This is a genomic window from Microcoleus sp. LAD1_D5 (assembly GCF_036702115.1).
Taxonomy (GTDB): Bacteria; Cyanobacteriota; Cyanobacteriia; order Cyanobacteriales; family Microcoleaceae; genus Microcoleus.
Genome location: NZ_JAUBSA010000004.1, coordinates 58,132 through 72,830, shown reverse-complemented (window position 1 = coordinate 72,830; position 14,699 = coordinate 58,132). Strand labels below are relative to the sequence as shown.

The 14,699-nt window shown below is 46.4% G+C and carries 9 protein-coding genes; 6 read left to right on the top strand and 3 right to left on the bottom strand.

What is annotated here, in order from left to right:
- Nucleotides 1-30: 30 nt before the first annotated feature.
- A complete protein-coding gene (locus QUA70_RS03230) occupies nucleotides 31-2,541 on the bottom strand; it encodes an ATP-binding protein (protein WP_333344980.1) in 2,511 nt (836 codons plus the stop codon).
- A 335-nt stretch (nucleotides 2,542-2,876) separates the two neighbouring features.
- Here QUA70_RS03230 and QUA70_RS03225 point away from each other — a divergent pair, with 335 nt between their 5' ends.
- Entirely contained in the window at nucleotides 2,877-3,362 is a 486-nt protein-coding gene (locus QUA70_RS03225; protein WP_333324496.1) for a hypothetical protein, read from the top strand.
- 101 nt (nucleotides 3,363-3,463) lie between these two features.
- Here QUA70_RS03225 and QUA70_RS03220 read toward each other — a convergent pair whose 3' ends face one another.
- A complete protein-coding gene (locus tag QUA70_RS03220) occupies nucleotides 3,464-4,456 on the bottom strand; it encodes a Rieske 2Fe-2S domain-containing protein (protein ID WP_333324494.1) in 993 nt (330 codons plus the stop codon).
- A 52-nt stretch (nucleotides 4,457-4,508) separates the two neighbouring features.
- Here QUA70_RS03220 and QUA70_RS03215 point away from each other — a divergent pair, with 52 nt between their 5' ends.
- The 4 genes from QUA70_RS03215 (at nucleotide 4,509) to QUA70_RS03195 (ending at nucleotide 8,642) form a co-directional block, all read left to right on the top strand.
- Nucleotides 4,509-5,318: a TetR family transcriptional regulator gene (locus tag QUA70_RS03215; RefSeq protein ID WP_445251603.1), complete on the top strand. Its 810-nt coding sequence runs from the start codon at nucleotides 4,509-4,511 to the stop codon at nucleotides 5,316-5,318.
- Nucleotides 5,319-5,645: 327 nt separating this feature from the next.
- A complete protein-coding gene (locus tag QUA70_RS03205) occupies nucleotides 5,646-6,131 on the top strand; it encodes an ester cyclase (protein ID WP_333344978.1) in 486 nt (161 codons plus the stop codon).
- 2 nt (nucleotides 6,132-6,133) lie between these two features.
- Nucleotides 6,134-6,361 carry a hypothetical protein gene (locus QUA70_RS03200; protein ID WP_333324490.1) on the top strand — a complete coding sequence of 76 codons (228 nt, stop codon included), beginning with the start codon at nucleotides 6,134-6,136 and terminating at the stop codon, nucleotides 6,359-6,361.
- A 250-nt stretch (nucleotides 6,362-6,611) separates the two neighbouring features.
- Complete coding sequence (locus QUA70_RS03195; RefSeq protein ID WP_333324489.1) at nucleotides 6,612-8,642, top strand: bifunctional serine/threonine-protein kinase/formylglycine-generating enzyme family protein; 2,031 nt, start codon at nucleotides 6,612-6,614, stop codon at nucleotides 8,640-8,642.
- 163 nt (nucleotides 8,643-8,805) lie between these two features.
- On the opposite strand, the gene QUA70_RS03190 is transcribed toward QUA70_RS03195, so the two are convergent.
- Nucleotides 8,806-10,581 carry a DMT family transporter gene (locus QUA70_RS03190; RefSeq protein ID WP_333344977.1) on the bottom strand — a complete coding sequence of 592 codons (1,776 nt, stop codon included), beginning with the start codon at nucleotides 10,579-10,581 and terminating at the stop codon, nucleotides 8,806-8,808.
- Nucleotides 10,582-11,118: 537 nt separating this feature from the next.
- Here QUA70_RS03190 and QUA70_RS03185 point away from each other — a divergent pair.
- Entirely contained in the window at nucleotides 11,119-14,454 is a 3,336-nt protein-coding gene (locus QUA70_RS03185; RefSeq protein WP_333344976.1) for an amino acid adenylation domain-containing protein, read from the top strand.
- Nucleotides 14,455-14,699 lie beyond the last annotated feature (245 nt).

The following is a 14,699-nucleotide window of genomic DNA, read 5'->3' as shown; positions in this document are numbered from 1 at the left end:
TGTTTGAGAGCTGCACTGAACCCGAAGTGGTTAAGATTCAGCAGCGATGGGGAATGCTGAAATTGTCTGTTGCCGAATGGGGATCTGAATCACAAACTCAGTGCCTGAGCCAGGTGTAGAAAAACACCTGATTTTACCGCGATGTTTTTCAGTAATGATGTGATAACTAATCGACATTCCCAAACCCGTACCTTTACCGATCGCTTTGGTGGTAAAAAAGGGGTCAAAAATGCGCTGCTTCACTGGGTCTGGCATACCAATGCCGTTGTCAGCGATCGCCACCTCCACCCATTGATTGTCGATCGCAGAAGTCCGAATCCTAATCTGGTTCGGGGTGTCTTTAAGCTCCTGATAGGAGCGTTTGGTATTCCTCTCATCTAGGGCATCCAGGGCATTGACCAAAATATTCATGAATACCTGATTGAGTTGTCCGGGGAAACATTCCACCTTGGGCAATTTGCCATAGTCTTTGATCGTTACCACGCCTGGACACTCTGGTTTATCTTTGAGCCGGTGTTGCAAAATCAGCAATGTACTTTCAATTCCCTCATGAATATCAACATCTTTGAAGTCTGCTTCATCCATACGAGAAAAGTTTCGCAACGAGACGACAATACCGCGAATTCGCTCGGTTCCTACCCTTATAGATGAAATTATCTTTTGGATATCTTCAGTGAGGAATTCCAAATCGATTTCCTCTGCCATTGCTTGCACCTCTGGATCGTTGCTGGGATGGCGCTGTTGATAGAGTTCTATCATCTGCAGCAGATTTTGGGTATATTCGTCTAGGTGGGTGAGATTACCGTGGATGAAGTTGACCGGGTTATTGATTTCATGGGCAATTCCCGCAACCAACTGTCCCAAGCTAGACATTTTTTCGCTTTGGATAACTTGCATCTGAGCTTTTTTCAGTTCATTTAGGGTCGTCTCCAGTTCTTTAGCTTGTGCAGTCGAGGAGATTGCTAGTTCTTCCATCGCAGCAACCTGGGGCAGAGTTGTCCAGCAAGCAATCGCCACTCCCAGAAATGCCAGCGTCATCAACACAATAATCAGCAGATAGGGATTGTTGGTTCCGGCTTCTACCCGCAGCCAAGAGCGGATGAGCCAACTGATCGTCGCTGCACCACAAATCAGCGCAATCAAAATTGCGACCTGAAGCACCACAAAATCTTCGTTTTTAGGAGGAGTTACTGGCTGGGTATGGAGTCGATCCCACCATGGTAAATGCAAATATGCCCAAGGAATCCGCAGAATCGCAGCGTCGATCGCTATCACTACTAACGGCAACAGCAACCCGATACCTAAATCCATCCATCCCCAGGCAACACCACCCACCACCAGGGAAATGAACTCCACCACCAGTAATGCTAAGGATAGTCGCCCCCAACGCACGACTGGATCGTTGCGCTGCATCCACAGCCCCAAGTGCAACCCCATGATAGAAATGAAAAAACTCACCCCTGACACCACGACAATTCGAGTGGTGTTGCCCCATACTAAAAATCCTAAACTACATATAAAGGTTAGCAACAGCGCGGGTTCTAGGGCACCCCGACGGGACACTGCGCCAAACACGGGAGACAACAGCCCATCCTGCGCGAGTTGGAAAAGGATGCGGGGCGTATTGCAAACGCTAGTCGCAGATCCCAACAAACAGCTAGCCGCAACCAGCAAAGTGACTATGACAGGGGCAGCGTCTCCCCAGAAAGGCTTGGCAGCCACCAGGAATTTGCCGTACAAATTGCCTTCTAAACCGGCAGCGGTTGCCAACTGCACCAACACTAAAGTGCCACCGACAAACACCAGAGGCATGAACCAGGCAACCCAAGACAGCGCCTTGAGGGTGTCTTTTGGGTGGAGACTGTCTGCTACAAAGGATGAAGCTGTGTCACAGCCATAGAAGCTATAAGCGGCAAACAAGTACCATTTCAGCCAGTCGTGGACACTGATGGCATCAATGCTGCTGGGCAAGAGTCCGGCGCTTTGGGGCGAAAAGGCAAGCCAGCCTAAACCCTGAACGCAGAAGAGGAGTAAAAAGCCGATCGAAGGAAAGACAAAAAAGAGGTGAAGAATGGCGACGGCGCGGGTGCCACTGAATGCTACAAAGTAAGCGATCGCAGTAAAACCGATCTCAAACACTTTTTCTGGAATATTCAGCCCCATCGGTGCTAAATGGAATTGGATCAAATCTGTGATGACGATCGCATTAATGGCCGGAAAGGAAACCCACCCCAAGTAGTAGGCAATCCCCAAGTAGCGGGAAAGGGTAGGGTAACGATCGAGCAATCGCGTGATGTAATTTGGTGTTCCTCCAGATACATCTGGATATTTCTCACCCAAACTCTGAACTTGAAGGTTAAACAGAATTCCGACGATAACACCAGGAATCCAGACCAACAGCGATGCGGAGCCAATTTCTGCTTGCATCAACGGCGATAAGTTAAACCACATCAGATATCCAACCACACTAAACCCCCAAGCTTCCGCAGAGGACATGGTGCGCCGGAGGCGATTCAGAAATGGCACACGATCTATTTCCATAACAAGCAGATAGGGGTAATCCTATTGTGATACAATTGCAATTTTTACACTCAATAAAAAAACAAATACCTAGTCTTTTTTTATAGTGATGAAAATTCTCAGATCGAGCTGATGTACCGGTGAAAGATTGAGGCAATCAGTTGAGGTTGCTAGCGATCACAATACTTAATACCCAATACTTCAAAATTACCTACGGGCGATCGCCCTTCAATTCACTGCGATCGCCCTTTTAGTCTTTAGCCTTAATTATTCTTGTTTCTATAGTTGCTAGAATAGAAGCAAATACTAATTCAACTGCAACTCATGCTAAAAACCGTCGAAGGCACTTGCACCTCTTGCCAAACAATCCCATGATGGTTCATCATGATGTTGATAATTGTTGCCTTCTTCATTCCTTAGCTAATATGCGATCGCTCCTCTTGACTCTTGCTCTCATGTGTTTAGCCACCCCCGCTGTTGCCACAACCTGCGAAGAAAGCTTTCAAAAAAAAGGGGACTTTTTGAATGGTGCCGCCTTTTCTGCCCGTGTTCAGGTTGAGGGGTTATCGGTAGAGAGAGCATTTTCCCAATTACGACCCATTTTGGCCCGCGAGAGCATCAAAACTATTAGCACTGATGTGAGCGCAGGTGTCATGAAAGCTGAAAATCCCGCAACAGCATTTCAGCGTGCTTTGCCAATTGATGTGTTTGCCTCAATGGATGGGAACCTATTAACTGTCGAGATGATCTTTACCCTTCCGAGCGGTGTAGGTGCAAGTAGGGACACCGTGAAGGGATACTTGTGTGGTGCGCTCAATCAATTGTTGCCCAAAAGTAAGTAGTTAGGTAAAAAAATAAGTGCTGGAATGGCTTTATGGGAAATCTAAAAACATTTACCGATTAAGCGATCGGCGTGGCATAACGCTGAAGCCATCTTCATTATCTACCTTGAAAGATTAGGCTCCCTCACATTTGGAAAACTTTCAAAATTGCGCCGTACCCAATCCATCCCAACTTCATTATTGAGTTTAATTTTTTGAGGCGTATCGGGATAAATTTTTCCTAAAATATCCGCATCTTGATCCACCACAACTTTGCCAAAATTGAGATACGTCCCCCCCAACACCTTAAATATAGGATGCTTTGCTTGACCGAACAGCAAAATATAAGTCCGCGTCCGATTTTCGGCTTCTGGTACGAATATATGACACTGTGCACCTTTGCCGAATGGCATTTCTCCATGAAAAATTACTAGGGATGGGAAATGATTTTCTAGGTGCGCTTTAATGGTGCTGGGCAGTAAAAACAAATCTGGTTTTCTGAGCTTTTCTGCCAAAGTGTAAGGGGCAGTAGGCATATCATAAAACGCATGGGATTGATGTCCCTCATCAATGAATTGATGAAATTCCACATCGGTAATCCTAAACAAGTCCCGGTGGGTGCCGTTTTGATGATTATAGTCGTGCATATTTAGCAGCATCGTCAGCAAATTTGTCTCAACGCTGCGATCGGCGGTATGCCCGATGAAGTAGTAAGTTTCTGCGATTTCCTTGAGCACATTGGGAATGGGGACTTGCGGATCGTATTCCCCATAAGACCAAATGAAGTCATCTTGAATAATCAGATCTAACGGTTTTAGTAAGGGCAATGTTTTTTTATTCGATCCGGGTAATACGGTGCAGCCTTCAGCATCAAACTTCAGGGCATGGAACGGGCAGACGACACCGCTTGTGCGATCGCTTTCGGCTTCGCACCATCCTTCCGACAGCATTGCTCCCATGTGCGGACAGGCATTGGGCAAGGCATGGATGGTTCCGGCAGGATCTTTCCACATCACATAGTCGGTGCCATACAAGGAAATTTTGCGAGGTTGGTTCGCTGCCAGCATTGACTTATGTGCCAACAGCCAAGGCGCACCGGGAAGCATAGACTGCATGGTGTTCTCCTTGAGACATAAAATTGTGAGAGATTTGTCGCTTTTCTAGAATATGACAGAATATTCACATTTGTCAAGCAGTTTGCGCCGTCAACCGAAACAGCAGCGTGGTAAAGAAAGAGTCGAAAAAATCTTGGATGCAGCAGCAGCAGTGTTTGACGAGGTGGGCTATTGGGAGGCGACTACCCATCTAATTGCAGCAAAAGCAGGGACAGCCATCGGTTCTCTGTATCAGTTTTTTCCTGATAAAGCGGCCATTTTTAATGCAATGGAGCTGCGTCATGCCGATCGGGTTAAGGGGATGTGGGCGCAGGCGAACACGTCGGAAATCGTTCAGTTACCGCTGCGCGAAATGATTCATACCCTTGTCACTGCTGTTGCAGAGATGTTTGAACAGCCTGTATCACGGGTGGTGTTTGTGCAGTTTTATATAGCGCGCGAGATTTTCCAGTCGATCGATGAAAGTATGACTCAGGAAGCGATCGACTTTATGGCGAGTCTTTTGAAGCAAAGAAATCCCAGCTTGAGGGAGGCCCAATGCAGCCTGTTAGCGGAGGTTTGCGTTCACAGCAGTAATGCCGTCATTCTGTCGGCACTTCGCAACCGGGATCGACAGCATCGCCAACAACTGGTACAGCAGATTGAGGATTTGTTGGTGTCGTATTTAGAGCCGTATGTGGGGGAAGGTCGGTCAAGCAATGTAATGAAAGTAATGAAATGTCCTCATTGTCAATCTGAGCAGTTGTCCAAAAACGGTTATCGACGGGGGAAGCAGTGCTATCGCTGTAAGGAATGTGGCAAACAGTTTGTAGAGAATTCCAGGCGCTCGGTTATTTTGAAGATGAATTTGAATGATAACTGATTAATCGGACACGATATGAGTTGTAGTTTCCAACACTCGATCGCAATACCCAATACTTCAAAATTACCAGTGGTGCGATCGCTCTTCAATTCGGTACGATCGCTCTTTTAGTTTCTAGCCTTATTGGGCGTTGCTGATTTAGGGTATGAAAGGCTAAATATGCAAGTCATAGAAACCAGTATTCACAAAAATTCGGGATTTTCAAGTGATTTTTTTCATACCCTGATTAAGCAACGCCCTTATTGTTCTGCCAAGAGTACGATCTTTGTTAAGGGCGATCGAACGATCGTAAGTCGCGTTACAATTTAGTTCAAAACAAAATTATGTATGCTGACTGACCAAAACAAAGCAATCGTTCTCCAGTTCTACAAAGCGTTCGACGATCGCAAAATGGAACAAGCCTTAGAGCTTCTAGCGCCGAATTTTATTGCTCACATGGCGGGAATGCCAAAGCCATTGGACGGGGAGGAGTTCAAGCAGTTCGGGATGTCGTTTTATCTAGCTTTTAGTCAGGGTCAACACGTTTTTGATGAGGTCGTGGTTGCAGACAATAAAGTGGTGACGTGCGGAACATTCACAACAACACACCTCGGAGAATTTCAAGGTTTGCCGCCCACGGGCAAACAAATCAGCTTGGCGGTTATGCACATCGATCGAGTCGAGAACGGCAAAATCGTGGAGCATTGGGGGCAGGGTGATGCACTTGGATTAATGCAGCAGTTAGGGATTGTTTTTTTGCCGGGACCAAAGTTACTACCGCATATGTTGAGAGGTGCTGTGTCCAAACTGTTTAAAAAATCCGCCCATAAATAAGATTGTCAGAGCTTGTAGTTGACAGTGGCAGAACAAGTCATGGTAACAGTTATGTCGCTATTGCCGCACAACACATTGCGCCCTCACCGGAACAAAGCATGAATTATCTGTTGAGTTGCAATGGTTGTCGCAGTCCGGTTAGCCCAAACGCGCCGCGATCGCGATCGCAATACCAAATACTTCAAAATTACCTGTGGATCGATATGTCGATGCCGGCTTCACAACATTAGCCCGATAATTCTAGAGTGTTTGATTTAATACTAAATACTACGGATGTCGATCGAGCTACTATTTTTTATCTTCAAATCGATTTCTTATAACTCTTCTGGGCTGGACACGAGATCCCGCCTCGACAAAGCTTAACATCTTGCCCGCCTGAAAGCTTAAATTTAAATGCAGGACAGCTTGCAAATTTTTACTCCTTCATGAGGGGGCAAAAAAGATATATCATAACCTTAACCGGATCATTTCTTCCCAGATATGTTCTACTGTTCTAATCCCGCGTGTTCTCATCCTTTCAATCCCGACAACTCTAAATTTTGTCAAAGTTGCGGCAAGTCCGACCTCACGCCTCTCTTCAGAAACCGCTACCGCGTGATTAGACTGTTGGGGGAAGGGGGATTTGGCAGAACTTATGAAGCGGTAGATACCGATCGCATGGACGATCCCTGCGTAATTAAGCAGTTTGTACCCCAATTTCAAGGAACCTCCGCACTTGAAAAAGCGACAGAATTGTTTAAAGCAGAAGCAAAACGACTTTACGAACTCGGCGAACATCCCCAAATTCCTCGATTAATTGCTTATTTTGAGCAAGACAAGCGACTTTATTTAGTACAAGAGTTGATTGAGGGGCAAACTTTACTAGCAGAATTAACTCAGCAGGGTGTTTTTAGCGAAGAAAAAATTTGGCAGTTGTTGGCAGATGTACTGCCGATTTTGAAATTTGTGCACGATCGCAATGTCATTCACCGAGACATCAAACTTGAGAATATCATGCGCCGCCGCACCTCTGTTAGCTCATCTCTGCCAAAGGCGGGAAATTTTCGCAATTCAGCTTTCCGAAGAGGAGGGCGCGGAGAGTTAGTTTTGATAGATTTTGGCATTTCCAAACAAGTGACGGGCTCCCTGATGAGCAAAGTAGGCACGACGGTAGGAACGCCCGGATATTCGCCGATAGAACAAATGCGCGGTCAAGTTTTCCCCGGAAGCGATTTGTACAGTTTGGGGATAACTTGCCTAAGACTGCTAACTCAATGCTTGCCAAAAGTTGACGGTTCCGATGACCTTTATGACCCCATAAACGGCGGCTGGGTTTGGAGAGAACGGTTGCCCGCCAGCACAAAAGTCAGCAGCGATTTGACAAAAATTTTAGATAAGTTAACTGAAGATTATCTCAAAAATAGATATCAATCGGCTGATGAAGTAATCAAAGCTTTAAATCTCTATTCTTTACCTCCCCAACCCCCTTTTGTCCAGGGAGGACAACTTGCTTTAAATTCTGCTGTGACCAAGGGAGGCCCACTTGCTTTAAATTCTGCTGTGACAAAGGGAGGGCTACTTGCTATTAATACTCCGCTCAATCACAGCGGGCCAATCAATAGCAATATCTCTGTTAATCCCAGGGTAAAATCCAACACCAATCCGCCTCATAACAAGGCATCGCAGAGAATTGCGGCTGTCAAAAGCACTTTTGAATTTCAGGTAGTGACAGTAGACAAGCGCGGGCAGCCAACTAACCTTAACAGCGGTAAAGCGCGTTTTTTGGAAGAACCTCTTGGTAGCCGTATAGTCATGCAAATGGTATCTATTCCTGGCGGTACTTTCCTCATGGGTTCTCCAAAAGAGCGGGGTGACAGCGACGAAAAACCGCAGCACCCAGTAACTTTAGGATCTTTCTATATTAGCAAATTTCCAGTCACTCAGGCCCAGTGGAAAGCAGTGGCGGCGCTGCCGGAAATTAAAATATTTCTCAATCCCGATGCTGCCCGTTTTAAAGGTGCAAATCGACCTATAGAAAATGTATCTTGGTACGAGGCTTTGGAGTTTTGCGCGAGACTTTCTCGCAAAACTGGTAAGAATTATCGCTTGCCTAGCGAAGCCCAATGGGAATATGCTTGCCGGGGGCAAACTACGGGGCCGTTTCACTTTGGGGAAACGATTACCAGCGAGTTAGCCAATTACAACGGAAATTCTAATTACGCTGATGCGCCGAAGGGAGTTTATCGCTTTCAAACGACAGATGTTGGCAGTTTTAAACCTAATGCTTTTGGATTGTACGATTTCCACGGAAATGTTTGGGAATGGTGCGCGGATTCTTGGCACAATAATTATAACGGTGCGCCTGCTGATGGTAGCGTTTGGGAATCTGACGGCGACTCTTCGCTGAGGTTGTTGCGGGGCGGTTCTTGGAACGATAATCCTCCGAATTGTCGCAGCGCGTGTCGCCTCAGATATCAGCCGGATTGTAAGGCTAGTATTGTGGGTTTTCGAGTGGTTATTTCTCTTGTTTAGACTCCAATTGTAGGCATTCGTTCTCCTATCTTGAAATGCCTCTGCGGTTTCCCTATCAATCAAAGATTTATGCAATAAGCCTATTGATATTGTCTCGGCATAGAGAAACCCGGTTTCTTGAAGAAACCGGGTTTTGGAATGGGCGATCGCCCAAATTCTTGCCTTAACTAGCCTTCTTTTGAGGAGCCGTTATGCGTTCTACACTCATAGCAGCCACGCTCAACGTCACTACAGCCATGCCTAGAATTGCCACAGGCTGCAACTTCTCATTGATAATTAGAAAACCGAAGAGTGCGGTCATTGCCGGCCCCAAAGTGCCAATTACTGACGCTAAGGCTGCCCCCGCAAAGCGGATGGCAAAATTATTCAAAAGATAGCTAAACAGCGTCAGCACCCCTAAAACAACACCTCCCAAAATCAAACCCGGCCAAACATTTTGGTCGATTTTAGGAGAAAAATTTTCCGACAGTGGCACCCACAAACTCAGGGAGGAAAATACAAAAATCGCGGCGAAATTAACTAAACTAAATGGAATTGGGTGCAGCTTGCCCGCGGCCATTTGCGTCAGCAATACGTAACCTGCAAAGGTAATCCCAGAAGCCAGTGCCGCCGTGACTCCCACCCCGACATTGCCGCCGCCCGGAGCTTGGGCAGCAAAACTCGGCCACCCAGCTAAAATCAGACCTGCGGTAATCCCGACTATCGCGAAAAAGCCGACTTTGCTAGGGCGAGAGCCAAACAATATCCAAGAACCCAGTACGGTGACGATCGGGTAAATAAAGAAAATCGTAATCGCAATCCCCGCCGGAATATTGCCGATCGCCAAATAAATCAAAACCTGAGACAAAAACAGAAAAAATGCGCTTCCTAAAACTTTACTCCACAAAGCTCGATCGCCCGACTCGAACAACCGCCTAATATCTTTCCACACAGAAGGATACAGAAATGTCGCCAATATCGGCATCAAAGCCATCACTACGATCAGCCTCATCAACAAAATCAACAAAGAATTTCCAAAACCTGGAGTCACCACCCCCGGAAATTCAAACAACCCAAAAACCATCCGAGGATTTTTGCCTTTAATCAGAATTCTTAAACAAACATTAAACAGCGACAATACCACCGCCGAAGACAAAGCCAGCACCAAACCTGTCTGTACTTGAGAAGATGCTTTAACAGTTGCAGCAGGCGCTGAAGAAGGCTGTGGCACGGGTTCTCGCGGCGTTTCCGCAGGTGTTGGCGGCAGAAAATGCGGGCGGACAGAATTAACAGAATTAGTTGATTCCTCGACATAGGAATCTTGAGCATCGAAAGGATTCTCAAGATATGCTTCTTCTTCTTCGAGTTCTTCCCTGATGCGGTTTACGAGATTTTGTAACAGCTCTTCCCCTTGCAGTTCCAGGGTTTTCATGTTGTTGAGCCGCACCGAAAGCTCGCTTTCGTAACTGGTTAAATCTTGTTCCAGCATCTGGAAACTGCGATCGATCCTTTCATCCAGCGCCGCCAGCAACTGCGAAGCCCGTTCGTCGTAGTTGCTCGGTGGCAAGGGTATCGGGAACTCGCCGCTGGGAATAGGGCTGCTGAGAGAATTTCCCGAATTAGCACTGAGTTCGTTGAACCGCTGCACCAACAAATCCTGCAAATTGTGAGCCAAAACTTGAGCCAACTGCTTCAGCCACAATTGCTGCTGCTGAATGTATCGCCCAGACAGAGATTCCATTTGCTGAGACTGCAATTTGCGATATTGCTCCCGCAGGTCTTCAATATCTTCAATCAGGTGATTTTTTTCAGTTTGCAGCCGAGTAATGTCTTGATTTAACTGGCCTTTGACATTTTGATGCAAAGCGTCCAGTTCTTGCATTACTGAGTGGAGGACTTCTTCTGCTGATTGTGCATCCTCTGGCTCGTCCTTTGACGAGTATACGTTCCGCTGCGCCATTAGCCTATAACCTCTAATTTAAACTGCACGTTCAGTGTTCTTAAGTATTTTGCCTGCATCAGGTCGCAAGTTATAGTGAGTTGATCTAAGAGATTGCGAACACTGTTTAATCAATCGTAGTCGCTAAGCTAGAAATGTGAGAAAATTGCGTGAAGCAAAGCTATCCCGCAGGGAATCCCCCCAAGAACACTTTGTGCAATTAGAAATCATACTACAGCTTGACCTCTCCACGAATTGCTCCCGGTAATTCTCGCATCTAACTCACCCGATTGCACCCGAATCACAAGGCTAAGAGTCCGTTGGCCGACTAAATTTGATTGGGGGGTGGCACTCCTAGCCCCTCAACGGATAACTTGATCATGCGGTCAGAAACTCGGTTTCTTTTGCCCGCGTCTCTCCCGCACTCCCGCACCCAGATTTATGATGTTAACAGTTCCGATCTTTTGCTCGCGAAAGTTTTAAGAGACGATCGCACCCTCAAAAACCAACCCCACGCATCAAAAAATTAACACATCCCATCCCCGAAGAGCAACAGATATGGCCTCCGAATTTTATGACAATTCCTTTACAAACGATATAGAAAGACTGAATATTTCTGAGGATGCGGAAGTGTGTGTCTTTCCGGCATCATTTGCCCAGCAGCGCTTGTGGTTTCTCGACCAATTCGCACCGGAAAACCCTTTCTATAATGTAGTAACAGCACTGCGCTTAACTGGTGCGCTCAACTTAACAGCCTTAGAGCAAACCTTCAACGAAATAGTGCAGCGGCACGAAACTTTGCGAACCACTTTTGCAGCGGTATCAGGTCAACCAGTGCAGATAATCTCTGCCGCTTTCAAGACTAATTTAACACTATTAGAACTGCAACATTTGCCGCCAGAACAACGGCACACAGAAGCAAAGAAACTCTCCGCGGCAGAATCTCTTCGCCCTTTCAATTTATCCAGGGGGCCGCTGATGCGAGTCACCATCCTGCGGCTGACAGATAGGGAGCATATTCTCTTGCTAAATATGCACCACATAGCCTCCGATGATTGGTCGATCGGCGTGCTAATTCGAGAACTAGAAGCTATTTATACAGCTTTGATAAATCAACAGCCCTCTCCCCTGCCAGAATTATCACTTCAATATGCCGACTTTGCCGAGTGGCAGCGCGAATGGCTGCAAGGTGAAGTATTAGAAACTCAGCTAGCTTATTGGCGGCAGCAACTGCACGGGATTTCTATGTTAAATTTGCCCACAGATCGCCCTGCACCAGCTAGGCAAAATTATCGCGGAAAAACTCAATATTTAGAACTGCCGAAAAAGCTGAAGGACGCACTTTTAGCGCTCTCGCAGCGAGAAGGAGCGACTTTATTTATGACAGTGCTCGCAGCATTTCAAACTTTGCTTTACCGTTACTCGCAACAAGAAGATATTGTTGTCGGTTCGCCGATCGCCAATCGCAACCTGAGCGAAATAGAAGCATTAATCGGTTTTTTTGTCAATACTTTAGTGCTGCGAACAGACGGCTCGGGAAACCCGACATTTCGAGATTTTTTGGGCCGGGTGCGGGAAGTAACCCTGGGAGCATATGCTCACCAAGATTTGCCTTTTGAGAAGCTCGTCGAGGAATTGCACCCAGAGCGATCGTTGAATCGCCACCCGCTGTTTCAGGTGGTATTCGGGCTGCAAAATGGGCCTGTGGACGAGCTAGAATTGCCCGAATTAAAGTTGAGTTCTTTCCATTTGGAGACTCAAACAACCCGCTTTGATTTAGAGCTGCATTTGTGGGAAGCTGCGGATAAGTTTAGGAGCAGATACGGCGAACAGTGGAAAGATTCGGAAGGGCTCCGAGGCGTAGCTGTGTACAATACAGATTTATTTGATGAAGTTACGATCGCCCGAATGCTGAGGCATTTTAAAACACTGCTGGAAAGCATTGTTGCTAATCCAGAACAAAGAATCGCTAACTTACCTTTATTGAGCGAGGATGAAGTGAATCAATTATTCAGAGAATGGAACGATACTCGGACAGATTATCCTCAAAATAAGTGCATTCATCAGTTATTTGAAGAGCGAGCCCGGCACCATCTGGAGGATGTCGCCCTAACTTTCGACAGCCAGCACATCACTTACAGAGAACTCAACAGTCGCACCAATCAACTGGCGCGCTACCTACAAAAACTCGGCGTGGGGGCGGAGGTTTTAGTGGGGCTTTGTGCAGAGCGATCGATCGACCTAATTGTCGGGATGTTGGCTATACTGAAAGCGGGAGGAGCTTACCTACCGTTAGATCCGAGCTATCCGCGCGATCGGCTAAACTTGATGCTGGAAGATGCTCAAGTTAAAGTCTTGCTAATTCAGGATAAATTGATTGAGAATTTCCGAGACTTCTCAAACTCGGTGATTTACTTCGATCGCGACTGGGAACACATAGCCAAAGAAAGCGCTGAAAATCCCGCCAACACCGTAACAGCAGACAACCTAGCTTACGTTATTTACACATCTGGCTCAACAGGAAAACCCAAGGGAGTTGCTGTCATCCACAAAGCAGTAAATCGGCTGGTACTCAACACCAACTATATAAAAATAGAACCTACCGATAAAATTGCCCAAGCATCAAACGCTTCATTCGATGCAGCCACATTCGAGATTTGGGGAGCCTTGCTTAACGGCGCTCAACTCGTGGGAATTAGCACAAATATTACCCTTTCGCCTCACGATTTAGCCTTAGAACTGCGCCAACAAGGCATCACAGTTTTGTTTTTAACAACTGCCTTATTTCAACAAATTGCTAGAGTTTTACCGCAAGCTTTTAATTCGCTGCGCTGCTTGTTGTTTGGCGGAGAAGCGGTCGATATGAGATGGGTTAAAAAACTTCTAAAACAAAACCCAAGCACTCAATTAATTCACGTTTACGGACCTACAGAAAATACCACATTTTCGGCTTATTATTGCGTGCAAGACGTACCCGAAACCGCAACATCTATCCCCATCGGCCGCCCGATCGCCAACACGCAAATTTATCTCCTCGATGCGGATTTGCAGCCGGTGGCGATCGGTGTTATAGGTCAATTGTACCTCGGCGGTGACGGACTAGCGAAAGGCTACCTCAACCAGCCTGATTTAACTGCTGCTGCATTCATCCCTAATCCTTTTAGCAAAAAATTGGGTTCTAGCCTTTATAAAACAGGTGATTTAGGCCGCTATTTAGCTGACGGCAACATCGAGTTTTTATGCCGCGTTGACGACCAAGTAAAAATTCGCGGCTACCGCATCGAGTTGGGAGAAATTGAAGCGGCTTTGTGCCAGCATCCACAAGTGCGCGAAGCAGTAGTAATTGTGAGGGAAGACATCCCCGACGATAAACATTTGGTAGCTTATGTTATTCCTGACGGCCTCAATGAAAAATCAGAAATTCACCATCTAAAGTCAAGTGACTTGCGCCAATTTTTGAAAGAAAAGTTACCAGGATATATGGTTCCTGCAACTTATGCAGTGTTGGAGAATATGCCACTGACGCCTAATGGCAAAGTAGACCGCCGCGCCTTGCCTGATATAGATACAGACAGCGAGGATATAACAGAAAATTATGTAGCGCCTCGGACTGAGCTCGAAAATGCGATCGGGAAAATTTGGGCTAAAGTTTTGGGAAAACAGCAGGTTAGTATCTACGATAATTTCTTTGAACTAGGCGGGCATTCCCTGCTAGCAACTCAGTTGATTTCTCGCATCCGAGACGCTTTGCAAGTCGAGTTATCGGTCAGCAATTTGTTTGAGGCTCCGACTGTGGCGAGTCTGGCAAAATACATTGAAACAATGCGCTGGGCCGCGAAAGGTTTGGATACTCCCAGAACCGACGAAAATGAGCGAGAAGATGTGGAATTTTAAGGCCTTATACCAATTTTATATGAGGCTGCATAGAATCTGATCCCCCCTAACCCCCCTTAATAAGGGGGGGACAAGAGCTTGGTCAAAGTCCCCCTTATTAAGGGGGATTTAGGGGGATCGAAATATATGCAACTTCACATTAAATCGGTATTACATAATTGCGGGATGATTTGGATTGTTTTGTGGAATTGGCATCTGCCCTGTCGGTAGAAATTACCGCAATGGGAACTGATATTCAAGCCTGC